This window comes from Shewanella sp. 38A_GOM-205m (assembly GCF_000518445.1).
In the GTDB taxonomy this organism is placed as follows: domain Bacteria; phylum Pseudomonadota; class Gammaproteobacteria; order Enterobacterales; family Shewanellaceae; genus Shewanella; species Shewanella algae.
Genome location: NZ_JADP01000009.1, coordinates 80,775 through 106,803 on the forward strand (window position 1 = coordinate 80,775; position 26,029 = coordinate 106,803).

Below are 26,029 nucleotides of genomic sequence, written 5' to 3' on the forward strand. Positions count from 1 at the left end.
ATGAAATTCAAACTTAATTTGATCACCCTGGCTCTGCTGGCTCCTGCCAGTCTGGCGATGGCCGCCGACGGTTATGACCTGGCCAATGCCAATACCGAAAAGGTCAAGTTTTCGGCCTGGAGCTGTAAGGGTTGCGTCAGTGAAACCGGTGTATCCGGTACTATTGGTGCCGGAGTTGGCTATAACGACTCTGACGATATCCGCTCTGCCAACGCCTTTGCCGCCGAAGATGACTTTGCCGGCAAGGTGGACGCCGACCTGAACTATCGCGGTGAAAACGGCTATCGAGCCAGTATCGAAGCCGATAACCTGGGTATGGAAAACGGCCGGGTCGATATCAATGCCGGTAAACTCGGACAGTACAATATCAACCTGAACTACCGTCAGATCCACACCTATAAGACTGACTCTGCCATGAGTCCTTATCTGGGAATTGGCAGCGGCAACCTGACACTGCCGGCCAACTGGCAGACAGCCGGTGGCAGCAACGAGATGCCCATGCTGTATGACAGCCTGAGCCCCCTGGAGCTGTCGCTCAAGCGCAAGCGCACAGGCCTGGGTCTTGAATATCAGGGTGAAGAGCTGTGGAGCACCTACGTCACCTATATGCGCGAAGAAAAAACCGGCCTGAAAACTGCGTCCGGCAGCTTCTTCAACCAGTCAATGATGCTGGCCGAGCCTGTGGACTACACCACAGATACCGTCGAGGCCGGGATCAAACTCAAGGGTGACAACTGGTTTACCGCACTCAACTACAATGGTTCATTCTTCAAGAATGACATCCAGACCTTGAGATTCGACAACACTTTCAACCCAACCTTTGGTGCCCAAAGGGCGGGCTATATGAGCCTAGATCCGGATAACGAGTCTCACACTGTGACCTTGAGCGGCCAATTTGCCCAGAAAGGCGCCGTGGTCAGCGGCCGTTTGTTCGCCGGACAGATGACCCAGGATGAGGCCTTTATCACCTCGGGTTACGGCTATCAATTGCCGCAGGAATCCCTGGATGGCAAAGTCGATATCCTGGGGATGAACCTCAAGGCGGTCAAACGCGCCACCCGCAATCTGCGGATCAGCGGCAGTTATGATTACTACGACAGGGATAACCAAACCCAGATCCAGGAATGGACCCAGATCAGTATCAATAACGTCAGTGGTCGTGTGGCCTACAACACCCCTTATGACAACACCAGTCACAAGGCCAAGTTGGCCATGGATTATCGGATTGCCAACGGCATGAAGTTGGACGCAGGTTATGACTACCGTCGTGATGAACGCAGTTATCAGGACAGGGAAATCACCGACGAGAACAGCGTTTGGGCCCGTTTCAGTCTCAACAGCTTTGAACACTGGAATATGTGGATCAAGGGCAGCTATGGCAAGCGCGATGGCTCAGAGTACGAAGCATCTGAATGGACCTCTTCCGAGTCCAACAAGTTGCTGCGCAAGTACAATCTGGCCGACCGCAAGCGCACTCAGGTTGAAGCCAGGGTGACTCACAGCCCTATCGACACCCTGACCCTGGATTTCGGTGCCCGCTATGCGCTGGATGACTACAACAACACGGTTATCGGTTTGACTGAATCCAAAGACCTCAGCTATGACGCCAGCATCAGCTATTTGCTGACAGACGACCTCAGCCTGAGCGCATTCTACAACCATCAGACCATAGACTCAGATCAGGCCGGCAGCAGCAACTTCAGTACTGTCACCTGGACAGGAACCGTGGAAGACAAGGTGGATGTCATAGGTGCCGGTTTGGCTTACGACAACCTGCTGGAGAAGAAACTGCGTCTGGGGCTGGATTACACCTACTCTGACTCGGACTCCAGCACTCAGGTACGCCAAGGCATCACAGGCGACTATGGCGATTACTACGCCAAAGTGCACAACGTCAACCTCTATGCCCAGTATCAGGCTACTGAGAAAATGGCGCTGCGTCTTGACTACAAGATGGAGAAATACGAGGACAACGACGCAGGTAACGATATCGCCCCGGATGGTATCTGGAACCTGGTCAGCTTTGGTGACAACAGCCATGACTACACGGCTCACCTGATCATGTTGAGCGTCAACTACCGTCTGTAATTCTCGCTCTTAGCTCCCAAAAGCCCGCTTTTCGCGGGCTTTTTTTATCTCTTCCCGCCTTCACCTCAAACCAACAAGCATTCGGTAAAATTCCTCTTGCCAGCGGCCCTTTTTGCAGCTTACACTGCAAAACGTTACATTTTTGTAACAAACATAACAATTAAGACTATATGACCTGAGGACAAAGGCATGAGAATCACTCATACACTACAAGGAATAGCCTTGCTCGCGGCCCTTTCCAGTACCAGCGTGCTGGCCGATGGCATTCGTGCCAGCCTGGAGATGAGCCAGCAGAGCTATAAGGCCAGTGATAACGTGTTGGTCACTGTGACCCTGACCAATGACGCCAACCAGCCGGTAAAACTGCTCAAGTGGTACACAGCCGCTGATGGAGTGGAAGAATCCCTGTTCAAAGTCAATGCCGATGGCCTTGACCGTCACTATCTGGGTGCCCATTTCAAACGCCCGGCTCCCGGCAAACAGGACTATATCAAGCTCAAATCCGGTGAGAGTGTGTCCTATCAGGTAGAGTTGTCCTCACTTTACGACATGAGCAGCAGCGGCAACTACGAGATAAGCTATGATGTCAGTTCGTTGCAACTCTTCTCCCCCAACCCGGGCCAACAAAAGAAGCTGGCCCGCTTAGGGATAGAAGGGATACATTCAGATCCGGTCAGCTTCTATGTGGAAGGCCGTGAATTCAAGTCCGGCGCCAACAAGGGTAAACCCGGCAGTGGCGATGGCGGTACGGCACCCGACGGTATCAGCTTTACCGGCCGTTGCAGCAATTCCCAACAGAGCGATATTCTGGCGGGACTGGACGCCGCCCGCGCCATGGCGGCAGACAGCAAACAATACCTCGCGAGCAACAACACCCCCTCAAGCTCGGTGCGTTATGCCACCTGGTTTGGCAGTTACAACAGCAGCCGCTGGAATAGCGTCAGCAGTAACTTCAGTGCCATAGACTCGGCCTTGAACAATCAGCCACTCACCTTCGATTGCAGCTGCAAGAAGAGCTATTACGCCTACGTTTACCCGACTCAACCTTACAAGATCTACATGTGTAACGCCTTCTGGAGCGCACCGGTATCGGGCACCGACTCCAAGGGCGGCACCATAGTCCATGAAATGAGTCACTTCAATGTGGTGGCGGGAACCGATGACATTGTCTACGGCCAAAGTGGCGCCAAATCGCTGGCCCTGAGTAATCCTGCCCAGGCGATTCAAAATGCCGACAGCCACGAATACTTTGCTGAAAACACCCCCTTTCAAAACTAAGGAAGCTACAGCAGATTAATTTACCTTTCGTGGGCCGGCTCCCCCGGCCCACCTCCCTGTTACCTTGTGAGCTTGGGCGGACGGAACTGCCCCTTTTTTCCTCATAGTCTCAGAGCCATCCCATAACGGCCATCAAGAACTTGCAAGCCTTTCGCCTTTAAGCCAATGTAAGGCGCAACCTTTATGATGAGAATCTATTGATGAAGTTGAAATATCCTTGTGCCTTGGTCGCCCTTTTTCCGCTATCGGCCATGGCCGCACAACCCGACGGTTTAATGGCCGGGGTGTTTACCATACTGGTGCTGGGTGGTTTTACTTTGGTTAACCTGCTACTGCAGCTGGTTTTTTACTTCAACGGCCAATATAGCCGCCCTGAGTTTGTCCGCAGCCATATCTATTGGGCCTTGCCCATTCCACTCATTACCCTGTTACTTGTATTCTGGGATCATGCTTCTATTGCCGATCTCAGTATGAACTTCGGCCTGGTGTTGATAGCCGTGGCGCTGGCGTTGTTGCCACTGCAACTGAAAAACTCGGCCAAGGTCGCCGGGCCTCAGGCCGGTTGGCGCTTGCTGGCAACCTCTGCCTTATTGTTGCTGCTGGCCAATATCATCTGGCCGCTGACTATACCGGCAATGCTTATCGCCTGGAGTGCTCCTGATTGGCAGCAGTGTAAAGAAAACGGCTTTAAGCTCAGCCGGATAGTGTTGCTGCTCGCGGCGCTGGGGCTGACTTTGTATGAAGGCTTTCAGGCCTGGCAACATTTTTTCGGTAGCTGATTTTCGGAGCCTAGTCTTCGGAACCAAGTTTTCGGAGCCTGATTTTCGGAGCCTAGTTTTCGAAGCCTAAGTAGGGTCTGATATCCATCAAAAACCAGGAAATATGATGAAAACTGCCGCTCTGCCCAGTGATTTTCCCCTACTCGATGAGGTGCGAGCCTGCACCCTGTGCCAGGATAAACTACCGCTACCGCCCAAGCCGATACTGCAGGCCCACCCTGACGCCAGGATTTTAATCGCGGGGCAAGCGCCCGGCAGAATAACCCATGAGCGTGGCCTGCCCTTTGACGATGCCAGCGGCGACCGGCTAAGGCAGTGGCTGGGGGTGAGCCGCGAACAGTTTTATGACCCCAGGCGGTTTGCCGTCATTCCCATGGGATTTTGCTATCCGGGAACGGTTGAAAAACAGGGCCGCAAACAGGGTGATATGCCGCCGAGGCCAGAATGCTCAGCCACCTGGCACCCAAGGCTTTTTGCCGCCTTGCCCAATATTGAGCTGACACTGATCCTCGGCAAATACGCCATGGCCTGGCACCTCAATGGCAGTTCGCTGGCCAAGGCGTCCGTCAGTACCGCCGTGGCAGAAGCTGATTCGCTGTGGCCGACAAAACTGGTGCTGCCTCACCCGAGTCCGCGTAATCGCCTCTGGTTTAAACAGCACCCCGAATTTGAGCAAAACCTGTTACCCAGGCTCAGGCAGAGAGTCGCCGAGTTATTAGCACATTAGGGTCTGTTGACCCTTGAAGATGGTTTTTGCAGCTTTTGTCGTTTTTTATACCAAACAACGACAAATGCTACCCAAAGGGCTCGGCTAGACGCGCTTTACTCTTTGTTGCAAGGTATTTACCTAGGCCCCTAGGTTGCATACCTTGCGTCGCGATTAAAATGCGTCTAGTACGAGCAAAATCCAACCATGAAAGGTCAACAGACCCTAGAGGCTCGCATGTATTTTCTCGACGCCGCGACCGCGCAGCAGATAGTGGATCGCACCATGAATATCATCGACCACAATATCAATGTGATGAACAGTCAAGGGGTGATCCTCGGCTCTGGCGACAAGCAGCGACTCAACAGTGTCCATGAGGGCGCCCTTCTGGCCATAGCCCAAAACCGCACTGTAGTGATAGATGAAGGCAGTCGCCACAGCCTGCACGGCGTCAAACCCGGGATCAACCTGCCGCTGCACTATCACGGCAAGATAATCGGCGTTGTCGGCATTACCGGTAATCCGGCAGAGCTGCTGCACTATGGCGAGTTGTTGAAAATGACCGCCGAAATGATGGTCGAGCAAGCCAACTCTCTCGAGCTGGATCTCTGGCATAAACGCCAGCGGGAAGAATTTATTCTGCAACTGCTGAAACGGGACAATTATAGCGAAAGCGATTTTTGTGCCTGGGCTGCCCAGCTGCAGATAGATCTGCAAAAACCCAGAGTTGCTGCCGTGATAGAGCTCGCCAAAGGCGAAAGCAAGGCCACAGATCTCAAGGAGATCCAACGCTTGCTCGAGTATCCCCAAAGGGACAACATGGTGGCCATGACCGCCATGGATCAGTTGGTGATCCTCAAACCCGCCTTTCTCGATGGTCGCAGTTGGGATCCGGCACTTGAGGATCTGCGAATCGAGAAACTGCTTGCCCGTTTGCCGGCCGACACCCAGGGCCGGCTCAAAATCGCGCTGGGGCATTTCTTCCCCGGTGAAGGCGGTATTAGGCGCTCATTTCATACCGCGCTGGAAACCCTGAGATTGGGGAAGAAACGGGCGCCGGAAAAGACCAAATACCTCTATCAGGATCACGCGCTGGCGGTATTGCTGGCCGGACTGGTCGATAGCTGGCGCGGTCAGGAGCTGGCTGCGCCTTTTCGCAAACTGCAGCAGCATGACAAAAAGGGCCTGCTGACCCGCACTCTCAGCGCCTATCTGCAACACTTCGGCGACCAACAACAGTGTGCCAAGGCACTGTTTATTCATCGTAATACCCTGAGATACCGCCTGGAGCGTATCAGTGAAATCACCGGCATAGAGCTGCAAAGCCTGGATGGATTGCTGCAACTCTACCTGGGAGAAGTCCTCAGCCGCCTGGAACACAAATAATTGTGCACACGCACAAAAAACTACCCTCTTTCAGGGGGGAATTCCGTATTTTCCCCTAAAGCCATCACGGCGCGGCAACTGGGATAATAATCGCCAGCCCGCCTTCGCGCCGGCGCCCCAACCCTACACAAATAACGACCCAATAAGGGACACTTATGAGCCTGGTACTAGTACTATTGGCGGTGATCATCTTTATTGTTATCGCCACCTCAACATTTAAACTACACCCCTTTTTGACGCTGCTGCTGGCGTCATTTATCGCCGCCTTCGGATTCGGCCTGCCCGCCGGGGAAATCGCCAAAACCATCAGTGGTGGTTTTGGAGGTATTCTTGGTTACATAGGGCTGGTGATAGTCCTGGGAACCATCATAGGCACAGTGCTGGAAAAGAGCGGCGCGGCCATCACCATGGCCGATGTGGTCATCAAGGTGCTCGGGCAGCGTTTCCCGACCCTGACCATGTCCATCATAGGTTATATCGTTTCCATCCCGGTGTTTTGTGACTCGGGCTTTGTGATCCTCAACAGCCTGAAACAGTCGCTGGCCAACAGAATGCAGGTTTCCAGCGTTGCCATGAGCGTCGCCCTGGCCACCGGCCTCTACGCTACCCATACCTTTGTGCCGCCCACTCCCGGCCCGATTGCCGCCGCCGGTAACCTGCAACTGGAAGCCAGTCTGGGGCTGGTGATTGCCGTCGGCATCCTGGTTTCTGCCGTTGCCGCCTTCGCCGGTTTACTCTGGGCCAACCGCTTTATGAACACCGAGCCGGATGGCGAAGGCGCCGAAGAGCTCAAGGCTTCTGCCGAAGAATTTGAAACACTCAAGGCTGCTTATGGCAAGCTGCCAAGCCCCTTGGCGGCGTTCTCACCTATTTTTGTTCCTATTTTGCTGATCTGCCTTGGCTCTATCGCCGCCTTCCCCTCCAAGCCCATGGGTGAAGGCATGCTGTTCAGCCTGTTCCATTTCCTCGGCCAACCGCTCAACGCCTTGATGATAGGCCTGGGGCTGTCACTCTTGCTGCTCAAGGGCGACAACAAGGTCAAAGAGTTTTCCGATCGTATCTCACAGGGCCTGGCTGTTGCCGCCCCCATACTGCTGATTACCGGGGCCGGCGGCGCTTTTGGCGCTGTGATCAAAGCCACGCCTATCGGTGACTTTATCGGTACTTCACTGTCGGCTCTGGGTATAGGTATCTTTATGCCCTTCCTGGTAGCGGCGGCACTGAAGTCGGCTCAAGGCTCCTCCACTGTGGCGCTGGTAGCCACTTCGGCTCTGGTGGCCCCCATGTTGGGAGATATCGGCCTTGGAAGCGAAATGGGCCGGGTGCTGACCGTCATGGCCATAGGCGCCGGTGCCATGACGGTGTCCCACGCCAACGACAGCTTCTTCTGGGTGGTCACTCAGTTTAGCCGCATGAGCGTAGCCCAGGCCTACCGGGCTCAGACTATGGCGACCCTAATTCAGGGGATCACCGCCATCATCTTCGTCTGGCTGCTTAGCCTGGTTCTGCTCTAAACTCTTCCCTTGCTGCTGCCGGTTTCACCGGCAGCCCGTTGTACAGGAAATCAGATGAAAATAGTGATAGCACCGGATTCCTTCAAGGAAAGCCTGAGCGCCCTCGAAGTGGCCAATGAAATTGAAGCAGGCTTTAAACACAGGCTGCCGGATGCCGAGTACCTCAAAGTGCCGGTGGCCGACGGCGGCGAAGGCACAGTGCAATCTATGGTCGATGCGACCAATGGTCACCTGGTCGAGCTTGAAGTCTGTGGCCCACTCGGACAACCAGTGAAGGCCCATTACGGCATTCTGGGTACAGAAGGTGGCACCAGTGGCATCCGAACTGCAGTTATCGAAATGGCGGCCGCCTCCGGGCTGCATCATGTCAGCCCGGCGCTTCGCAATCCAAGGCTCACCACCAGTTACGGCACCGGCGAGTTGATTGTCGATGCCATGGAACGTGGCATTCGCCACTTCATCATAGGCCTTGGCGGCAGTGCCACCAATGATGGCGGCGCCGGTATGGCCAAGGCGCTGGGCGCCAAACTATTGGATAGTGCCGGGCTGGAAATAAGCCCGGGCGGGGCGGCGCTCGCGGCCTTGGCAACACTGGACTGCAGCCAACTGCATCCGGCGCTCACTGACTGCCATTTTGAAGTGGCTTGTGATGTGGACAACCCTTTATGTGGCGAGCGCGGCGCTTCGGCGGTATTCGGGCCGCAAAAGGGAGCCACTGAGGAAATGGTCGCCGAGCTTGACGCCGCCCTCGGCCACTTTGCCGATATCCTGGCTCAGAGCGGCTTTGAAGATAAGCGCCAGCAAAGTGGTGCCGGCGCCGCCGGTGGCATGGGACTTGGGGTGATGGCATTTCTGGGCGCCGAGCTGCGCCCCGGTATCGACATAGTCATGCAGGCTGTGGGGCTGGATGCCAAACTTGAAGGCGCAGCACTGGTTATCACCGGCGAGGGACGCATAGATGGACAAACCATCTATGGCAAGACTCCTATGGGAGTTTTGCGCCTGGCAAAGGCGCGCAACATTCCCGTGATTGGTATTGCCGGCTGTCTGGGAGCTGGCTCAGAGCTGGTGTTGGAGCAGGGAATGAGCGCCATTTTTGATATCATTCCCTCGGCCTGCGACTTGCCCAAGGCGCTGGCCGAAGCCAGAGCCAATCTGCAGCGTACCTCGAGCAATATCGCCGCTCTGCTGGCTCTGCAACTGAATAACGCCAATTGATTTTTCGCGGGCCAACCTCTGTGGCCCGCCGCTTTTTCGCTTCAGTTTCAACTTGTCTGACCGCAATCCTTGCAGTAAAGTGAGCTGCCATTTCAAGACCTGTGCAGACACAGGCAGATACAGTGTGAGACCAAAGCCCAATGACCGCCAGCAAGCAACGCCAGGCCACCGCCTCAGAAAACTCTCTGATGCGTATCTTTACTGTGCCCGAAGCACCGGAATCGACCCTGAGCCGCATAGAGCAGGCATTGTCTCAAGATCTCGCTGGTTTTCTGACCCAGAATATTGCCGCGCAGGAAAAGCCCCTGAGTGAAATCGAAAAGGATTTCCAGGCCTTTGAAATCCCGCGTCAACCCAGATTTGTTTCTGACTACACAGAAGAGATGATGCAGAATTTAGTGGCGCATTCAGTACACACCGCCGCCCCCAGCTTTATCGGCCATATGACATCGGCGCTGCCCTACTTCGTGTTGCCCTTGTCGAAAATGATGGTGGGCCTGAATCAGAATCTGGTCAAAATCGAAACCTCCAAGGCCTTCACGCCCATGGAGCGGCAGGTGCTGGGGATGATGCATCACCTCATTTATGGCGAAACCACCGACTTCTATCACCAGTGGATGCACAGCGCCAATCATGCTCTGGGAGCCTTCTGCTCCGGCGGCACTGTAGCCAATATCACCGCCCTATGGATTGCCCGCAACCAACTGCTCAAGGCTGACGGTGAATTTCGCGGTATCAATCGTGAAGGCTTAGGCGCGGCGCTCTGCCACTACGGTTGGAAGAGCCTGGCGATACTGGTGTCCGAGCGCGGCCATTACTCTCTGGGCAAAGCTGCCGATCTGTTGGGCATTGGCCGGGATAACATAGTTTCAATCGCGACCGATGCCAACAATAAGGTCGATGTTGACGCCATGCGCGAGGCGGCCACCAAGCTGGCCCGGCAGGGCATCCGAGTCATGGCGATAGTTGGCGTCGCCGGCACCACAGAAACCGGTAACATAGATCCTCTACCTGAGCTGGCCGAGTTGGCAACCGAGCTCAATTGCCACTTTCATATTGATGCCGCCTGGGGCGGAGCCAGCTTGTTATCCAGCAAATATCGCCATCTGCTCAAAGGGATAGAACTGGCAGACTCAGTGACCATAGATGCCCATAAACAGATGTATGTCCCTATGGGGGCCGGTATGGTGCTGTTCAAACAGCCTGAACTGGCCCGGGCAATTGTGCATCATGCCGAATATATTTTGCGTAAAGGTTCCAAGGATTTGGGCAGCCAGACTCTGGAAGGTTCCCGTCCAGGAATGGCCATGCTGGTGCATGCCTGCATGCAGATAATCGGCAAGGAAGGCTATGAAATACTGATCAATAATTCGCTTGAAAAGGCACGCTTCTTTGCCGGCTTGATTGAGCAACACAGCGAATTTGAACTGGTGAGTGCGCCCGAATTGTGTCTGCTCACCTACCGTTGGTGCCCCTCTTGGGCACAAACCGCTCTGAACCGGCAATTGGCACAGGGCAATCTTGAAAAGGTCAAAGAGATCAATGGCATTCTTGATGACCTCACTCGTGCCATTCAGAAAAAACAACGTGAACAAGGCAAGTCTTTTGTGTCCCGCACCCGGATCCAACCCGCCCGATATCACAGAGAAACCGTGACTGTATTCCGGGTGGTGCTGGCCAACCCGCTGACCACAGACACCATACTGGCAGATGTATTAAACGAACAAACTGAGCTGGCAGCTTCTGAAACCGGGCTACTGCAGGTGCTAAAGCAAGCCTGCAACTAAACATTTATTGAGGGCGATGCTGAGTCACGCCCTGCATGCCGTTTTCCCGCACCCGCACGCTTTTGAGCAGCCCCACTATCATATCGGTGGCATTCAAGGGCGCCATTGCAGGAAAGTCCTTGATCTCTATCTTGCCGCTGATCTCCATATGGGCGTAACGGACACTGTTGATTTTGCTGTCGGTGCTGACCCAGGTAAACTCCCGCTGGGTATCCGAGTATTTACCATCACTGATAAATAGCCGTCCTTCCCGCCCGGCCACCTTGGTCTTGCTGCTGGCAAAAAAGGCCATCATGCCGCTGTAGCGGCTCAGCTCCTCTTTCAAGGCTTTTTCTTCACCTTTGCCGTACACATTCACTAACACCTTAAACATTGAGCCTTTGTCTGCACCATTAAAAAACTCTGCCCCATAGTTTTCGTGATAATCTCCGAGTTCGTCTTTGAGTGGCTGAAGATTGGCAACTAATAAATTTCTTTGCAAACAAACGCCCGCTTGCTTATGCGGCCAGGGCTGATATTCAATCTTATCTATCGCCTGACGCATCCATTGCAGCCGCTGCTGCAATATCTCATCCACATTGGGCGCATTGCGGGCAATGAATTCATTGGCACTGCCTTCAACACTGATCCCCAACTGCTGCTGCGGAAAATCCTTGAAAAAGAAGCTGGTAAAAAAATGCTTGGCGTTTGGATCTTTGTTTAACTTTCTGCGGTCTTTATAGTACACCACCGTTTTCAAGTTCGGCTCCAGATCTTTGATAACATATTTGGTCGGATAGTGTTCGGCGTCTTTAATACGCAACTCCTCCACGTAAGCCAGCCATTGCTCAAGCCTATGCTCACCGGTTATCACCCCTTTCTTGCGGTCGGTATTGTTCTGATGATAGATGTTGATAAAAAACTGCGGCTGACCATAACCCGAGGTGAGCAGTTGCATCTCTTGGGGTAACTCAAACTCAAAACGGCCCACACAGTGTTTGGTAAACACCATGCCGGCCGGCCCAGGCGGTATCTCCTCGGCGTACGTCAAAAGGGGAAAACCTGTACAAACCAGGCAACAGGGCCACAGCTTTCGCCGCAGTAAACTTAAGCATCTTCTTATCAACGGTTCCTTCCTTTCACTCCTCGCGTTAGTCCTTCACCCCGACCATGCCGTTTTCCCTAACCCGCACGCTTTTGAGCAGCCCTACTATCATATCGGTGGCATTCAAGGGCGCCATTTGCTGAAAGTCCTTGATCTCTATCTTGCCGCTGATCTCCATATGGGCATAACGGACACTGTTGACCTTGCTGTCGGTACTGATCCAACGAAACTCCCGCTGGGTATCCGAGTATTTACCATCACTGATAAACAGCCGCCCTTCCCGCCCGGCCACCTTGGTCTTGCTGCTGGCGAAAAAGGCCATCATACCGCTGTAGCGACTTAGCTCCTCTCTCAAGCCCTTTTCCTTGCCTTTGCCATACACGTTCACGATGATCTCAAACAGTGAATCCTTTCCGTTAAAAAACTCCGCCCCATAGTTTTCGTGATAAGAGCCTTCCTTATACGCGCTCGTTGGATAAGGCCCTGAAGGGGTTTTCGGTGGCTGGGAATTGGCGATTAAGATATTTCTCGGCAAACAGACGCCCGCCTGTTTATGCGGCCAGGGCTGATATTCAATCTTCTCTATCGCCTGACGCATCCATTGCAGCCGCTGCTGCAATATCTCATCCACATTGGGGGCGTTACGGGCTATAAACTTATCCGCTCGCCCATCAATGCTGATCCCCACCTGCTGCTGCGGAAAATCCTTGAAAAAGAAGCTGGCAAAATGGTGATCTTCGTCTGGACCATATCTTCGGTGATCTGTGTAAAACACTAACGTTTTCAAGTCCGGCTCTAAGTCTTTAACTACTATACTTGGTTGGATGAAGCTCAGCATCTTTTAAGCGTAATTCCTCCACATAGTCCTGCCATTGCTCAAGCCTGTGTTCACCGGTTATCACCCCTTTCTTTTCCGCCTTATCATCCTGATGATAGATATTGATAAAAAACTGCGGCTGACCATAACCCGAGGTGAGCAGTTGCATCTCTTGGGGTAACTCAAATTCAAACCGACCTACACAGTGCTTGGTAAACACCATGCCGGCCGGTCTTGGCGGTATCTCCTTGGCGTACGTCAAAAGCGGAAAACCTGCACAAACCAGGCAGCAGAACCACAGCTTTCGCCGCAGTGAACTTAAGGACTTCTGGCATGCTCTTATCAAAGGTTTCTCCATTTCGCTCCTATCAAGAGTTCCAGCCTTTCATTCTTATAGCTAGTCCTTCACTCCGACCATGCCGTTTTCCCTAACCCGCACGCCTTTGAGCAGCCCTACTATCATATCGGTGGCATTCAAGGGCGCCATCTGCGGAAAGTCCTTGATCTCTATCTTGCCGCTGATCTCCATATGAGCGTAACGGACACTGTTGATTTTGCTGTCAGTGCTGACCCAGGTGAACTCCCGCTGGGTATCCGAGTATTTGCCATCACTGATAAACAGCCGCCCTTCCCGCCCGGCCACCTTGGTCTTGCTGCTGGCGAAAAAGGCCATCATCCCGCTGTAGCGGCTCAGTTCCTCTTTCAAGCCCTTTTCTTCGCCTTTGCCATACACGTTTACGATGATCTCAAACAGTGAATCCTTTCCGTTAAAAAACTCCGCCTGATAGTTTTCGTGATAAGAACCTTCCTTATACGCGCTCGTTGGATAAGGCCCTGAAGGGGTAATCGGTGGCTGGGAATTGGTGATCAAGATATTTCTTTGCAAACAGACACCCGCCTGCTTATGCGGCCAGGGCTGATATTCAATCTTCTCTATCGCCTGACGCATCCATTGCAGCCGCTGCTGCAATATCTCATCCACATTGGGCGCATTACGAGCAATGAATTTGTTAGCACGGCCATCAATGCTGAGCCCCAACTGCTGCTGCGGAAAATCCTTAAAGAAAAAAGTTGCAAAGTAATGTTCTGCGTCCGGTTCTTGCATTAGCCTTCTTCTGTCTTTGTAGTAAACAACCGTCTTCAGCTCAGGTTCCAGTTCTTTTATAACGTATTTGGTTGGATAGTATTTTGTCGTTTCCTTACTACGCAACTCCTCCACATACTCCAGCCATTGCTCAAGCCGATGCTCACCGGTTATCACTCCTTGCTTTTCCGCCTTATCATCCTGATGGTAGATATCGATAGAGAACTGCGGCTGACCATAACCCGAGGTCAGCAGTTGCATCTCTTGGGGTAACTCAAACTCAAAACGGCCCACACAGTGTTTGGTAAACACCATACTCGCCGGCCCTTGTTGTATTTTTTCCGATTGCGCCATCACAGCTTCTCCCTGCCAAAAACAAACCATTGCCAGACTGCCGAGCAGCCCGCGTTTAATCCTCTTGCGATAACCTTCTGCCATCTCTACCCCTTGAATTTCTGGTGAATATCCGGAAGCCAAGACTGAAGCATACCGACCATCAGCTCCCTGACATCGGGGCAATTATAAAATCCTTGGTGATCCTGGGTCGCTATCAAGCCGATAGTCTGCACCCCTTTGGGATACTTGCCCGCGCCTTCATGCACGGTACCATCACCCTTGGCCGTCTCGCTACCCAACCTGAAGCTGGTACTTTGAGCCCTAGGCGGCATGTGGGCATATTGATGACCATAACGGTTCTGTTCCATCCAGCTCTTTAACTTGCGTTCATGCTCGGCCAGCTCACTGCTACTCAGCAGTTTGACTTCGCCCTTGACAGAGAGCCAGTCATGGTTTTCATCGCCTATGACTTGCCAGCGCTCCACCGCCGCAGTCTCCAGCCCTGGGGTCAAGCTGTTCTGCAGCTGCCACTCACAGATATCAAACGCCTTGGTGTCAGGGTTATTGCTGTAGAGCAGTGTGGTCGTTGCGTGAAAGTTAGCCGCCAGTTGGTCATGAAATTCCTCACAGGCATCAATACGAGCTTTAAACGCATCTTTATGCTCTACGAGCTTCTCATCGGCTGGATTGGCCAGCTCAGGTGCTAACAAGGGAGGCTGAACCAGGCTATACCAGGTATCGAAACGGCGGTAGAAGTCATAAATGCCACTGCCATAACCTATCTGCAACAATTCCCGTTTGTCTGTCTGTTTCGCCGGATCCTTATTGACAAACAGCCACTCCCCCTTATTGGCCGCATCCACGTAGAGCTTATTGGGCATCAGTTCCAGCCCGCCCTGACAAAAGCCCAGTATTGCCGTGGTATCGGCGGCGTTCTTGCCCAGCACCATTTTGACGACCTGCCCCAAAGCACCGTGGCCGACGGCGCCGCAGCGAAACTGAAAATAAGTGGAGGGGCTGCCGTGGGTTGGCATGGCGCCATGGATAACGGCTTCGACTTGAGATTCCAAGCCGCTTAAGATAAAGCCGGCGCGGGAGGCGTACCCACCCATTGAGTGACTGATAACCACAAACTTAATATCGTCCTTGGTCAGCCCCAGGTTATCGCCTTCTTTATCTTCCTTGAGTAGCTGTGTCCTGAATTCCTCAAGTTTATCCTTGAGTCGCTTCCCGGCGTATTCATTGCTGCGCATCCAGTTATAGCCTACGGCAAATACCGGGAATTGCAGCCCGGGATACAGGCGTTTAAATAACGGCTCCTTCGACTCAAGATATCTAAGCAGCGGGCCATAGCTGTCCCACAAAACCTCGCCCCAACCCCGACGCTTTTTGAGTTCCATCTGCGACTTGGGTACTGAGGTATAGACCCTGAAATAGTCTTCGGTGCCTGGGTCTTCCACCAATAAATGATCATCCCGATCGATTATCGGATCCCCTTTCTTTTTAGTTTTACCATTAACCAACAAGGCCTTACGCTGCACCGGGCCGGCAAAAATCAAATCTTTGATCCGATGCCACGCGGCGGCTTTGGTTCGGTACTTACGGCCGGTTTCCGCTATTCCGCGTCCCTTTTCCTTTATCCCTATCCACTTTCGATTAAACCATTTACCTATCCCCTCAAAGAAACCATCATCATCGTCCGCCTGCGCCGCAGCAAGCTCGGCTTCACGTTCGGCCTTCAGCTCCATGGCGGTACTGCTGGGACCACTGAACTTTCCCCCGGCAGCAGGATCCCATACTGAGTCGCCACTCTTTTTGTTCATCAATCGGGTGCCCATAATGCCGGGGACGAACACCAGCGCCACAATACCCTTGCGGCATTTACAATCAGCGTTACAGCTCATAACCAGACTCCATGGTAGAAGATTGCTGTTCCTTGGCCCACTGCAACAAGATAGCCGCTCGCCCTGAGGGCAAGCCGGTCTTGGTCACTATGGCACTCACTTTCGGGTCATCGAGTGACACTTGTGCCAAAAACAAGGCCTCGGCAACCAAGCGCAGATGACTCAGCTCGGTGAATCCATATTGATAAGCCTGACTGACTTGCTGTTCGAGCCAGTCATAGCATGCCTGCCCATCTGTTGGTGGACTTTCCAGTGATAACAGGTGACGTGCGAGGGCATGGATCTGGTTTCGCCTTTGCCAGTTTGGCATCGCATCCATGATTTCCTGACTCAGTTCCCAGCTCATTCGCTTCTCCTTAAGACACTGTCAAGGCAGCATCTCCCTGAATGACTTTGCCGCCATGGGCCGTGGACGCACCCTGCAATACCACGGCGATGCCATTGACGGTCAAACTCGGATGTCCCTGAACCAGGGTATCTGGCCCGCCAACCTGGCAGTCACACTTGTGCCCGGTTAAGGCCACAGGAATACCGTTGACCGTCAGAGCACTTTCTCCCTGATTTATCGGTCCACCAACATGAGGGGTATTGCCGCTGAACATAGGGCAAATATGTTGATGTCCTTTCAATGCAACCGGAGTACCCATATTAATCCTCCTTAATCGATATCGCCTGACAGCCGTATCCGTCCGGCTCCCTTTGCCAATTCAGCCAATGGCTATTGAAACGAAAGGGGTTAAGCGATGCATAGAGCACTGACCCCAAAGGCTCAAGAAATGCATCCCTTCTGGCCTGCGTTTCTTCGGTTAAATAGTGATGTAAGACCCTGGGGTCGTAGAAACGAAAACGAGTAGTTTCACCATCAGGCTTGACGGCATACAACCTTTGCCCCAGTGCTTCTTTCAGTGGCTGCAGGGCTAGGTCACTCTTGCACCACAGCGCGCTGTGACCATGGGTGTCTTTCTCCAGCACCAGTTTTATCAGCTCATCCTGTCCCGCAAGATGGAGTAACCAAGGGCCGTTATCCACCAATGCCTGATCCCTGTAATCAAACAGGCTATGACACTCGGCTCCGGCCCCTTTGGCAAACCACAAGGGCTCGGGGCATAGCGCTGCATCCAAGACCAAGTAGTTGGGCCCAAACGCCTTGAGGCTATTTTCTTTCACCATAGTCATACTGTTATTCTCCGCAATCGGGACAAAGATCGACTATCGGGTTGCCCTCTTCTGCGGCACTCTTCAGCGTCGCCAATTGAGGCTTGGCTCCGGTTGTTACAGCCACTGGCCCCTTGAGCTTGATATTGGGAGCTTCGAGAGTGATCCCGCCGGAATCTATGAGTATCTTGCCTCCTGGCCCCTGAATAGTGACTTTCTCCGAGCCATTGAGGGTGAGCGACTTGGTGTGCACCAGTACACTTTCACCGGCTTCCAATAACACCTTTCCCTCAACCTTCTGGGTGTAATGGCCGCCCACTTCCAAATCGTGATTGGCTCTGGAGTACTCGTGACGACGATCCATGACTTCGAGGCGATAATGACGCTTGATCAGGGTTTGCCTGTCTCTGGTCACTTCCAGCTTTTGATCCTGACCAATCAATGCCTGCTGATCTCGACCTATTTCCAGAAACTCATCCTGCCCCACGTTCAGGCGCTGATCCCGTCCTATATGCTTTTCTCTATCGTTACCCACCTGATAGTGCTGGTCGTGGTTGATTTCCAGCTTATGATCTTTCTGGGCATGCAAATAGATGAGCTGATTTTCGGCGGCATCCTCAAAACTCAACTCATTGAATCCCGGCCCCTTGTGGGTTTGGGTCTTGAGCACGGTTTTGGTTTTGTTAGTCGGCAATACATAGGGCACAGGGTTGGCAGCATGGTATGTGCGACCGGTAATGATAGGTTGGTCCGGATCGCCTTCAAGAAAAGAGACTATGACCTCATGACCAATGCGTGGAACCGCCATAAAACCGTACTGACCACCGGCCCACCCCTGGCTGACACGAACCCAACAGCTGCTGTGCTCATCGGCCCGGCCATATCTGTCCCAGGGAAATTGCACCTTGACCCGGCCAAATTCATCACAAAAGATCTCTTCATTATCCGGCCCCACGACAATAGCCATGTGTGGCCCTGTCACCAAGGGTTTGGTGGCCGGAAGCGGTAACCAGGGAAGGTGCCCTTCAATTGCCAATAACTGGTTTTGATACTGAGTCGGGGTGCTACTGTTCCCCTCCTCTGCCGCTGCGCCCTGGATCCCACTGTGTTTTACCCCCACAAGCAACCAATCACGGTTAAACGCCGCATCTGGATGTTCGCCCAAGTTGAACTTGATACCGGCACCGGCATCAGCAATATCGGACATTGCCGATGCCATTTGGGTTTCATTCCGTAACGCCTGCAATCTGGCACGCGTGAAAAGCTCTCCCTGGGCATCATCCTTGTAACGCCCCGGATAATCATAGTGTTCATAAAGCACTTCAGATCCCGCTTGCTGGAAATCGAGCTGATTGGCAATATCATCCTGCAAAAAGCTATAAGCGGGCTTTTTGAAGCTGTAATCCTTGAGTTCGGTCTTGGCACTCGCCAGTTGCTTGGCGTAACTGAAGCTGCGGACAAAAGGCACTTCGCTGTCACCGCCGCTCAAGGCGTTATAGGGGAATAGTTGTTTGGCCGCTGGCAGCTTGCTGGTGGCATCACAGAAAATCAGCGTATGTTTGTCGTCACTGAATTCGAAATACCAAAACACCCCGGCCTCAGCCGCAAGACGGGTGATAAAGTCAAAGTCCGACTCCCGATACTGAACACAGTATTCGCGCTTTTCCGACTCGTAGCGTGCATCCCAACTGAAGGCATAATCACTGATACCCATTTCATCAAGCAGGGTGCTGAAAATCTGTTTGAGGGACTTTTCCTGAAAGATACGGCTGTTTTGTCTCAGCCGCAGCCGCGCCATGGCAGGTTCCATGGTCAGCTTGTATTGGGTCTGTTTATGGCCCGAGTCTTCCTTGGCAAAGCGACTGACTATGCCGTGAAAACTCCTGACTCGAACACCGTCCTGCCAAATACTCAAGACGCCATTCTTATCGACTATCTGCTCGGCAGTAATATCATCCCTGCGGCTCAGTAATATCAACTCTCCCTTGAAGGGCGAAGACAACTGCTCATCAAAATCAAACGACAGCAGGTTGAAACTATCGTCCGCCTCCGCTTCTGCCTTGAAATGAAACCGCAAACCACTGCCAAGATAAAACATAGCCGGTATCCTTGTTCGAGTTCGTCCTGACTCTAATCCGATAGAATCACTCTTTTAATGTCATCGAAAACCTATTTGCAAAACCTTTACATCAGATAACAAGAGGCGCCCGGCTATCAGCCGGAACACCTCTTAGAAAACAGTTGCTGAATGAATTATGCTTCGATGGGCTTGCGCCAATCGTCGGCTCCAGAGGTTCCGGCGCTGACGTGATCCCAGTCTATCTTGCGATAAGCCATGGACACTTCAACCAACTGAGTAAAGTCAGCCTTATTGGGATCCTGGCAGTGAGGCATATTGCAGTTGATATCTATGATAGTGGCGCCTTCCAGCTTGGTCGTGAAGAAATGCTCTTGCTTACCTTCGATAGAAGTGCGGTACCACTTGAGCTCAACCTTGGTCAGTTTCTCACCGGAAGAGAGTGAGTTGTACATCAAGGGAACGGCTTTGTTCAGCGCGACGGTGAACTTGAACGGCTTGTGCACACGCTGACCGGAAGGCATGCCGGACTGAGGGTCGGTTGGCACAGTCACAATGTGGTTGAACTCCTGAACCAGCATCTCGTCTTCATGGCCTTCCACAAAGATGTCACCGACGGATTCCGCAGTAAAGGCGCCGGCAGTGAGGTTGCCCTGAGTTTGGCCTTCGATAGAGATATAACATGGTGTTGGCATGATAAATTCCTTTTTAAAATTCACTGAGGTTTGGATTAACCTTCCTAGCTAAGGCAACCTTCGTGCCAAAATTTAATCAATTGATTTCGTTACTGTTTAAAAAATAGCCTAATTGGCTGGGCAAAAAATTGCCCGAACTTGAGCAAAAAATTGCCCGGCGGGCAAGAAATTGCCCAATCAGTCAGGCATACCTTAAAAACTTATTTTTTGCTGCTTTATGGCGGCTAAGATTGACCGTCGCAATCCCTCACTTACCAGGCACGGGTATGTGTACAGAATATCCAGCGCAAGGTCCCGGGTTAATATGCCGGATAATATGCGAAATAGAGAGGCCGGCAGAGGAATCATGATGACCGCCATAGACATAGGCCTGACCTTGGTGAGCCTTGAACACTGGAGCCTCACCTGCCTCATAGCAACTCAATAGTGTCTGTATCAAGTCAATCATATTTGTTGTGTTACTTCTCTGTCTCGGCCGGTTGATAAGTTAGATGGAAGTAGGAGATTGGACATTTTCATGAGCCAAGATTTGATAATCGGCGAACTTTGGCTATCTAATTCATCATCATAGCCCCTGCAACTGCCGTGCTAAGCTGCCGATTCGCATTGACATTTAGCGAGAAATATAATTTCATACCAACAATCCATCCAATTGTTTTTAAAGAAAAATGATAGAAGTAAAATGTTTTACGTTTTTTGCCACACAGAAATTACACGCATCGGATATAACAAAAATAGTGGAGGATAAACATTACCCAATCATAGAAATTGACGGTTTAGAGCTATCTCCAAGCATAAGACTCACATGTACCAACCCTAATATAAACGAGTTTGATGCTGATGATATGTTAGGAGGATTCTTTTCGGATCTATTTGACTCTATAAATAATGAAATAATAGAAGATGATGGCAATGTAATTATAAAATCCATTTTTGTCCTACAATTCGATGTTGATTGTCCTATATCACTACATGGTGACGAAATAACCTACAAAGAAGGAGAAAGAGATTACTCATATAAAGTATCACCTTCTTTCTGTAGAACAGACTTTCCACCATTGACCGATTCGATAGAGATTAAATCAGAAAAGAAACTCACAATAGAAGAGGCAGTTAAAGAATTGATAATGTAATGAATGGGTTGATGCGCTTATTACCGGGTAAAGACATCTGCAATGAGGTCGCCCTGAGTTTGAGCATCGATATAAGTACAAGATAGATACAAGTTAGAGTTGGTTTGATAAATTTCTTCTTAAAATTTACTGGGGTTTGGATTAACCTTTCAATCCAAAGCAAGCTTTACGCAAAATTTAATCAATTGATTTAGTTACAGTTTAAGACTTGGTCTAACTGTGTGGCCCCTTTTCACTCAATCATACCTTAACACTTATTCTTGTTGCTTCATGGCGGCCAGGATTGGCCATAACAATCCCCGGGGAGTCTTAGCTAATCAACCACTCGCCTGCGTGCAAAAATATCCAAAACAACGCCAGGTAAACTGGTTAATATGCAGGATAGAGAGACTGACAGGGGAATAAAGATGGCCGAAAGCGCCAATGCACAGCAAAGCAAAGCGCTGCGCCACAAGTCCCGCAGGCAAGGGCGGGAACGGGCGACTTATCGTCTGGCCGAAGAACTTGGCGGCCTGGAAACTCTCAGTGCCAGCTATCATCAGCAGAACTTTGGCCGCCACAGTCATGAAGGCTTCACCTTGGGAATCATAGACAGTGGTGCCCAGCGGTTTTTCCGAAGTGGCGGAGATCATGTTGCCCCCAAACACAGCATCATTCTGGTGAATGCAGATGAGGTGCATAATGGCCGTTCGGCAACAGAAAATGGCTGGTCGTATCGGGCACTTTACCCTACCCCTGAGCAGTTTGCCGAACTGGCACTGTGCAGCAAGCAACAGGTGCCCTGGTTTGCCGAGCCTGTGGTACAGGACCCTCTATTGGCGCACCTGATAGCCATCACCCATGAAGCGCTCAACTATTCGAGTAATCGCCTGCAACGGGAAAGCCTCTTGTACGAAACCCTCAGCCTGTTGATGCTGCGTCACGGTCGGCTGAAGCCCGCTGCAGCTGTCCAGGCAGGCCCCCTGCTGAATAGGGCCAGGCAGTTTCTGGAAGACAGTTGCAGCAGTAACATCTCGCTCCAGGAACTGGCCAATCTGGTACAGCTGCCACCTTTTGTGTTACTCAGGCAGTTCAGGGCACAATTTGGTTTAACCCCGCACCAATACCAGACTCAGGTAAGATTAATTCTGGCGCGAAAGTTGTTGCGGCTGGGCGCTTCCCCCATCCAGGTGGCACAGGACTCAGGATTTTGCGACCAAAGCCATTTGAACCGTCAATTCAAACGGGCATTCGGCACCACTCCGGGCCAATTTGTTCAAACAGAAAAATCATCAAGATGGAGTCAAGATTGACCATTCACAATCAGCAATCATCATGCATTCAGGAACTTAACCGGAGCCGCGAATTTTTACGGGGTACCCTGGCGGTAATGCCGCTGACTTTAGCTGTTATCCCCTGGGGAATATTGGCCGGCTCGCTGGCTCTGGAAACCGGCCTCAGCGCCTTAGAGAGTCAAGCCATGAGCCTGTTTGTTTTCGCAGGCTCGGCGCAATTGGTCGCCCTCGGAATGATAAAGGCAGGTTCAGGCCTACTGGCCATTTTGGTTACCACGGCATTGATCACCTCGCGTCATCTGCTGTATGCCATGGCGATGCGTCCAGCCATCAGCCCCTTGCCACTGCGCTGGCGCCTGACACTGGGTTTTCTGCTCACGGATGAACTCTTTGCGGTGGCCAATCAAAGCAAGGAAAGTACCCTTAGGCCCTGGTACGCCCTGGGAGCTGGTTTGAGTTTTTATCTTGGCTGGAATCTGGCAACCCTGGCCGGAATTCTCGCCGGCAGCTCTATGGATAATCTCGGCTCTCTGGGACTGGATTTTGCCATCGCAGCCACCTTTATCGCTTTGGTGGTGCCGAGGATAGTCAATGTTGCCACCGCCTTATGTGTGCTCACGGCCATGTTGCTGAGCGTCCTGTGTGAAGCACTGGCTATTCCGGGAGGTCTGCTGATCGCCGCCGTAACCGCCATGGCTGTGGGGTATATCTATCAAAGCCTCTTGGGCAGCAGTCCAGTTAAACCGGTTGAGACAACACAAGATAAAGGCGAGGAGCAGGCATGATTTGGTTAACCATACTGACAATGGCGCTGTTGGTGATACTCAGCCGTTATTTACTGCTTGAGCCCGGGCTGCCGATACGGCTTGGCAAGAAAACCCAGGCTTTCCTTGGCTTTTCGGCGCCAGCGGTATTAAGCGCCATCTTCGCCCCCATAGTGTTTCTGCGAGACGGCGAGTTGCAACTGAGCCTGAGCAATCCCTACCTCAGCTGTGCCCTGCTGGCTGCCTTACTTGCACTGCTGACCCGCAACACCCTGCTGACCACTATCGTCAGCATGGCGGTATTTTTCTGGATCTACTGAGGTCTCAGTCAATCACGGCTTTGGTGGCGGCCGCTCCCGACCAGGCCCGCAGCTTGTGGCCGGCAACGGCGTAATAAAGGATCATCCCATAGCAGGGAAGGAGGATCCCGTAGGCGCTTTGATGGGGCACACCCTGATGCACCAAGGCGCCATAGAGCAAGGGCAGCAAGGCACCACCGGCTATGCCCATGATGAGCAGTGCCGAGGCCACAGCAGTCAAGCGGCCGAGCCCTTCCAGCGCCAGCGGCCAGACAGCGGGCCAGACCAAGGCGTTGGCAAAGCCGAGTAGCGCAAGGTAAAGCAAGGGATCCGGCAGCGGCATTATCCCCAAAGGTTCGAGCAAGAGACTCGACAGCCGCATGCTGGTTTCATCTCCAAGCATGATCCCCAAAGTAAACACCAACCCAGCCAGTGCCGAGCCCACCAAGGCGCTACGCTGACTCATCACTCTTGGGATCAAGAGTATGCCGAGCAAATAGCCAAGCACCATAAATCCCATGGTGTAGGAGGTCAGAATGCCAAATTCGGCCACTTTAAGATGCTGGCCATAGAGGCCTATGCTGTCACCGGCAATCACTTCGGCACCTATATACATAAAGAGTGTCAGTGCTCCGAGAATAGCCTGGGGATAGGCCAGAATGGCGCGCCAATCCGTTCTCGGTACCAAGCTGTCACAGCTTTTGGCCTGGCTGTCCTGTTCAAGTTGCAGTTCGGGCAGAGGCGAAAATCGCACATACAGCAGCAACAGAGCCAAGACAACCGCCATCGCCAGGTAAGGCTGCACCAAGCGGGCAGACAGTTGCTCCAATGCCGCAGTGCGCTCAAGCTCACTGAGCTGTGCCAACGCTTCCGGCGTAAAAGCATCCATACCTGTCAGCACCCAGGCACTGAACACCAAAGGAACAATAAAACCGGCGCCCTTGTTGACCACGCCCATACAGCTGATCCGCATGGCGGCGCTTTCTCGCGGACCAATGCAAACAATGTATGGATTGGCCGCGGTTTGCAGTATGGTAAGGCCGGTTCCCAGAACAAACAACGCCAGTAAAAACAGGCCAAAGGTGTGGCTCAGCGCCGCAGGGATAAACAGCAGTGCGCCACTCGCCATTACCCCAAGGCCAATCTGTAGCCCGGCACGGTAACCGAAACGGGTCAACAGCCCGGACATAGGCAAGGCCATCACGAAGTAAGCGATATAGAATACAAAGGCCACCAGATAAGCTTGCAGCTCATTGAGTTCACAGGCGATTTTCAGAAAAGGGATCAGTGCACCATTGAGCCAGGTTACGAAGCCGAATACAAAAAAGAGTATTCCAATCAGCACCATGGGCAGTAAAGTGCCGCCTCCTCTATTCAGGGTGTTATTGTCCATTGTCGGCATCTCCTCTTGTTATTGTTATTCTCTGTCAATGATTATCCAGCTGCTGCCAAGGACAGATGTCCCTTGAAGCTGCTATTTTTCAAACGCTTTTGCTGCGAATTTCGGCGCCCGCTGCGAGCCTGCCGCCTTGCCAGCACTTTGACTGATACAGGGCATCGTCAAGCAGCAGCAAGTCAGCCCGCATGCCTTCGGCCAACATACCTCTGTCATTCAGCCCGGCAAAAGCGGCTGGAGTACTGCTGGCCATGGCAACGGCCTGCTCCAGCGGGATCCCCAGCACCTTGACGGCATCGCGAACCGCCGTTGTCATCTCCAATACTGAGCCAGCCAAAGAGCCGTTGAGATCCCTGAGCTCAGTACCGCGGCGCACAACTTTACCACCGAAAAATTCAAACTCCTGCTCTTCAGAGCCCACAGGCGACATGGCATCAGTCACCAGCATCAAACGTCGACTCCCCTTGGCACGCCAGGCGAGAGTGGCGCTGACCGGGTGCAGATGGTGACCGTCGAGAATAATGCCGCAAAATGCCCTTGGGTCACTGAGCGCCGTTCCCACCATGCCGGGGGCACGCGACTCCAGCTGTGACATGCCGTTATAAAGATGGGTAAAGCCGCTGGCTCCGGCATCCAGCGCCGCCATCACGGTTTCGGCGTTGGCATTGGAATGCCCCAACGACACTCTGACACCGAGCGCCACCAGGCGGCGAACATCTTCAGGCCCTACCCTCTCGGGAGCCAGAGTCACCACACAAACACCCAGTTGGGACACAGCCTCGGCGTAGAGCGCCAACTCAATATCGCCAAGCTCCCTTAAGCTGGCTTCACTGTGGCAACCCTTGCGCTCCAGTGACAGATGCGGCCCCTCAAAATGGATCCCGGCTATGCCGTCAAGACCGGCTTCCTTGGCGCTGATGGCCGCCGCAAGTGCCGCTTGCATTACCCTGATATCGTCGCTGATAAGCGTCGGCAACATGCTGGTGGTGCCGAAACGGCCATGGGCGTCCAACATCAGCTTAAGTGTCTCAACGCTGGGCTGCCGGTTGAACATGCGGCCACCACCACCGTTGACCTGAGTGTCGACAAAACCGGGAACCAGAAGGCCTGCATAGTGAGTTGCCGCCTCACCTTCCTTGGGCTCCTTGGCAATGGTATGAATACGGCCATCGACTATCCGCAGCCAAACCTCATTACTGCGGCTCATTTGCGGCCCGAGCAGGGCACCATCGGCACCAATCCAGAACGGGGCCTT

At 52.6% G+C, this 26,029-nt stretch carries 24 protein-coding genes; 12 read left to right on the forward strand and 12 right to left on the reverse strand.

Features of this window, described 5'->3' with window-relative positions; translation table 11 throughout:
• From N512_RS0110450 to panP, 8 genes are all read left to right on the forward strand, one after another.
• Positions 1–2,088: an MtrB/PioB family decaheme-associated outer membrane protein gene (locus N512_RS0110450; protein ID WP_028780289.1), complete on the forward strand. Its 2,088-nt coding sequence runs from the start codon at positions 1–3 to the stop codon at positions 2,086–2,088.
• Between the two features lie 189 nt (positions 2,089–2,277).
• Complete coding sequence (locus N512_RS0110455) at positions 2,278–3,366, forward strand: M35 family metallo-endopeptidase (protein ID WP_028780290.1); 1,089 nt, start codon at positions 2,278–2,280, stop codon at positions 3,364–3,366.
• A gap of 200 nt (positions 3,367–3,566) precedes the next feature.
• Positions 3,567–4,145, forward strand: coding sequence for a hypothetical protein (locus N512_RS22820; RefSeq protein WP_051472757.1), 579 nt, complete (start codon positions 3,567–3,569; stop codon positions 4,143–4,145).
• Between the two features lie 106 nt (positions 4,146–4,251).
• Entirely contained in the window at positions 4,252–4,872 is a 621-nt protein-coding gene (locus N512_RS0110465) for a uracil-DNA glycosylase family protein (RefSeq protein ID WP_028780291.1), read from the forward strand.
• A gap of 216 nt (positions 4,873–5,088) precedes the next feature.
• Positions 5,089–6,237, forward strand: coding sequence for a sugar diacid recognition domain-containing protein (locus N512_RS0110470; RefSeq protein WP_028780292.1), 1,149 nt, complete (start codon positions 5,089–5,091; stop codon positions 6,235–6,237).
• A gap of 155 nt (positions 6,238–6,392) precedes the next feature.
• Positions 6,393–7,751, forward strand: coding sequence for a GntP family permease (locus tag N512_RS0110475; protein WP_025886739.1), 1,359 nt, complete (start codon positions 6,393–6,395; stop codon positions 7,749–7,751).
• A gap of 54 nt (positions 7,752–7,805) precedes the next feature.
• Positions 7,806–8,969, forward strand: coding sequence for a glycerate kinase (locus tag N512_RS0110480; protein WP_028780293.1), 1,164 nt, complete (start codon positions 7,806–7,808; stop codon positions 8,967–8,969).
• Positions 8,970–9,109: 140 nt separating this feature from the next.
• Positions 9,110–10,756 carry a pyridoxal-dependent aspartate 1-decarboxylase PanP gene (gene panP / locus N512_RS0110485; protein WP_028780294.1) on the forward strand — a complete coding sequence of 549 codons (1,647 nt, stop codon included), beginning with the start codon at positions 9,110–9,112 and terminating at the stop codon, positions 10,754–10,756.
• A 4-nt stretch (positions 10,757–10,760) separates the two neighbouring features.
• On the opposite strand, the gene N512_RS0110490 is transcribed toward panP, so the two are convergent.
• From N512_RS0110490 to N512_RS0110535, 10 genes are all read right to left on the reverse strand, one after another.
• A complete protein-coding gene (locus N512_RS0110490; protein WP_156029157.1) occupies positions 10,761–11,786 on the reverse strand; it encodes a hypothetical protein in 1,026 nt (341 codons plus the stop codon).
• A 100-nt stretch (positions 11,787–11,886) separates the two neighbouring features.
• Positions 11,887–12,627 carry a hypothetical protein gene (locus N512_RS0110495; protein ID WP_156029160.1) on the reverse strand — a complete coding sequence of 247 codons (741 nt, stop codon included), beginning with the start codon at positions 12,625–12,627 and terminating at the stop codon, positions 11,887–11,889.
• Positions 12,628–12,643: 16 nt separating this feature from the next.
• Positions 12,644–12,919 carry a hypothetical protein gene (locus N512_RS0110500; RefSeq protein ID WP_156029163.1) on the reverse strand — a complete coding sequence of 92 codons (276 nt, stop codon included), beginning with the start codon at positions 12,917–12,919 and terminating at the stop codon, positions 12,644–12,646.
• A 135-nt stretch (positions 12,920–13,054) separates the two neighbouring features.
• Positions 13,055–14,179: a hypothetical protein gene (locus N512_RS0110505; protein ID WP_028780298.1), complete on the reverse strand. Its 1,125-nt coding sequence runs from the start codon at positions 14,177–14,179 to the stop codon at positions 13,055–13,057.
• A gap of 2 nt (positions 14,180–14,181) precedes the next feature.
• Complete coding sequence (locus N512_RS0110510; protein WP_028780299.1) at positions 14,182–15,981, reverse strand: hypothetical protein; 1,800 nt, start codon at positions 15,979–15,981, stop codon at positions 14,182–14,184.
• Positions 15,971–16,327 carry a hypothetical protein gene (locus N512_RS0110515; RefSeq protein ID WP_028780300.1) on the reverse strand — a complete coding sequence of 119 codons (357 nt, stop codon included), beginning with the start codon at positions 16,325–16,327 and terminating at the stop codon, positions 15,971–15,973. Before N512_RS0110515 ends, N512_RS0110510 begins: the two co-directional genes overlap by 11 nt.
• A 10-nt stretch (positions 16,328–16,337) precedes the next feature.
• On the reverse strand, positions 16,338–16,628 hold the full coding sequence (locus N512_RS0110520; RefSeq protein ID WP_025012114.1) for a PAAR domain-containing protein: 291 nt from the start codon (positions 16,626–16,628) through the stop codon (positions 16,338–16,340).
• Position 16,629: 1 nt separating this feature from the next.
• Complete coding sequence (locus tag N512_RS0110525) at positions 16,630–17,157, reverse strand: DUF4123 domain-containing protein (protein WP_028780301.1); 528 nt, start codon at positions 17,155–17,157, stop codon at positions 16,630–16,632.
• 4 nt (positions 17,158–17,161) lie between these two features.
• Positions 17,162–19,234, reverse strand: coding sequence for a type VI secretion system Vgr family protein (locus N512_RS0110530; RefSeq protein WP_028780302.1), 2,073 nt, complete (start codon positions 19,232–19,234; stop codon positions 17,162–17,164).
• A 155-nt stretch (positions 19,235–19,389) separates the two neighbouring features.
• Positions 19,390–19,908, reverse strand: a complete 519-nt coding sequence (locus N512_RS0110535; RefSeq protein ID WP_025009852.1) for an Hcp family type VI secretion system effector — start codon at positions 19,906–19,908, stop codon at positions 19,390–19,392.
• 668 nt (positions 19,909–20,576) lie between these two features.
• On the opposite strand from N512_RS0110535, the gene N512_RS0110540 reads away from it, so the two are divergent.
• The 4 genes from N512_RS0110540 (at position 20,577) to N512_RS0110555 (ending at position 23,399) form a co-directional block, all read left to right on the forward strand.
• Positions 20,577–21,041: a hypothetical protein gene (locus N512_RS0110540; protein WP_028780303.1), complete on the forward strand. Its 465-nt coding sequence runs from the start codon at positions 20,577–20,579 to the stop codon at positions 21,039–21,041.
• A 407-nt stretch (positions 21,042–21,448) separates the two neighbouring features.
• The gene (locus N512_RS0110545) at positions 21,449–22,333 is read left to right on the forward strand and encodes an AraC family transcriptional regulator (RefSeq protein WP_081737140.1); all 885 of its coding nucleotides are present in this window, start codon (positions 21,449–21,451) and stop codon (positions 22,331–22,333) included.
• Complete coding sequence (locus N512_RS0110550; protein WP_443018270.1) at positions 22,330–23,100, forward strand: AzlC family ABC transporter permease; 771 nt, start codon at positions 22,330–22,332, stop codon at positions 23,098–23,100. Before N512_RS0110545 ends, N512_RS0110550 begins: the two co-directional genes overlap by 4 nt.
• Positions 23,097–23,399: an AzlD domain-containing protein gene (locus tag N512_RS0110555; RefSeq protein WP_025009838.1), complete on the forward strand. Its 303-nt coding sequence runs from the start codon at positions 23,097–23,099 to the stop codon at positions 23,397–23,399. Before N512_RS0110550 ends, N512_RS0110555 begins: the two co-directional genes overlap by 4 nt.
• A gap of 4 nt (positions 23,400–23,403) precedes the next feature.
• On the opposite strand, the gene N512_RS0110560 is transcribed toward N512_RS0110555, so the two are convergent.
• A complete protein-coding gene (locus tag N512_RS0110560) occupies positions 23,404–24,771 on the reverse strand; it encodes an MFS transporter (RefSeq protein ID WP_037466408.1) in 1,368 nt (455 codons plus the stop codon).
• Between the two features lie 88 nt (positions 24,772–24,859).
• On the reverse strand, positions 24,860–25,981 hold the full coding sequence (gene nagA / locus N512_RS22825) for an N-acetylglucosamine-6-phosphate deacetylase (RefSeq protein WP_051472762.1): 1,122 nt from the start codon (positions 25,979–25,981) through the stop codon (positions 24,860–24,862).
• Positions 25,982–26,029 lie beyond the last annotated feature (48 nt).

Excerpts from the sequence above, each read along its gene's own strand:
- N512_RS0110520 (WP_025012114.1), bottom strand. The coding sequence starts at position 16,628 with ATGGGTACTCCGGTTGCATTGAAAGGACATCAACATATTTGCCCTATG.
- N512_RS0110545 (WP_081737140.1), top strand. The coding sequence starts at position 21,449 with ATGGCCGAAAGCGCCAATGCACAGCAAAGCAAAGCGCTGCGCCACAAG.
- N512_RS0110480 (WP_028780293.1), top strand. The coding sequence starts at position 7,806 with ATGAAAATAGTGATAGCACCGGATTCCTTCAAGGAAAGCCTGAGCGCC.
- N512_RS0110530 (WP_028780302.1), bottom strand. The coding sequence starts at position 19,234 with ATGTTTTATCTTGGCAGTGGTTTGCGGTTTCATTTCAAGGCAGAAGCG.
- N512_RS0110540 (WP_028780303.1), top strand. The coding sequence starts at position 20,577 with ATGATAGAAGTAAAATGTTTTACGTTTTTTGCCACACAGAAATTACAC.
- nagA (WP_051472762.1), bottom strand. The coding sequence starts at position 25,981 with ATGAGCCGCAGTAATGAGGTTTGGCTGCGGATAGTCGATGGCCGTATT.
- N512_RS0110525 (WP_028780301.1), bottom strand. The coding sequence starts at position 17,157 with ATGACTATGGTGAAAGAAAATAGCCTCAAGGCGTTTGGGCCCAACTAC.
- N512_RS0110515 (WP_028780300.1), bottom strand. The coding sequence starts at position 16,327 with ATGAGCTGGGAACTGAGTCAGGAAATCATGGATGCGATGCCAAACTGG.
- N512_RS0110475 (WP_025886739.1), top strand. The coding sequence starts at position 6,393 with ATGAGCCTGGTACTAGTACTATTGGCGGTGATCATCTTTATTGTTATC.
- N512_RS0110450 (WP_028780289.1), top strand. The coding sequence starts at position 1 with ATGAAATTCAAACTTAATTTGATCACCCTGGCTCTGCTGGCTCCTGCC.
- N512_RS22820 (WP_051472757.1), top strand. The coding sequence starts at position 3,567 with ATGAAGTTGAAATATCCTTGTGCCTTGGTCGCCCTTTTTCCGCTATCG.
- N512_RS0110510 (WP_028780299.1), bottom strand. The coding sequence starts at position 15,981 with ATGAGCTGTAACGCTGATTGTAAATGCCGCAAGGGTATTGTGGCGCTG.
- panP (WP_028780294.1), top strand. The coding sequence starts at position 9,110 with ATGACCGCCAGCAAGCAACGCCAGGCCACCGCCTCAGAAAACTCTCTG.
- N512_RS0110455 (WP_028780290.1), top strand. The coding sequence starts at position 2,278 with ATGAGAATCACTCATACACTACAAGGAATAGCCTTGCTCGCGGCCCTT.
- N512_RS0110555 (WP_025009838.1), top strand. The coding sequence starts at position 23,097 with ATGATTTGGTTAACCATACTGACAATGGCGCTGTTGGTGATACTCAGC.
- N512_RS0110535 (WP_025009852.1), bottom strand. The coding sequence starts at position 19,908 with ATGCCAACACCATGTTATATCTCTATCGAAGGCCAAACTCAGGGCAAC.
- N512_RS0110465 (WP_028780291.1), top strand. The coding sequence starts at position 4,252 with ATGAAAACTGCCGCTCTGCCCAGTGATTTTCCCCTACTCGATGAGGTG.
- N512_RS0110505 (WP_028780298.1), bottom strand. The coding sequence starts at position 14,179 with ATGGCAGAAGGTTATCGCAAGAGGATTAAACGCGGGCTGCTCGGCAGT.
- N512_RS0110560 (WP_037466408.1), bottom strand. The coding sequence starts at position 24,771 with ATGGACAATAACACCCTGAATAGAGGAGGCGGCACTTTACTGCCCATG.
- N512_RS0110470 (WP_028780292.1), top strand. The coding sequence starts at position 5,089 with ATGTATTTTCTCGACGCCGCGACCGCGCAGCAGATAGTGGATCGCACC.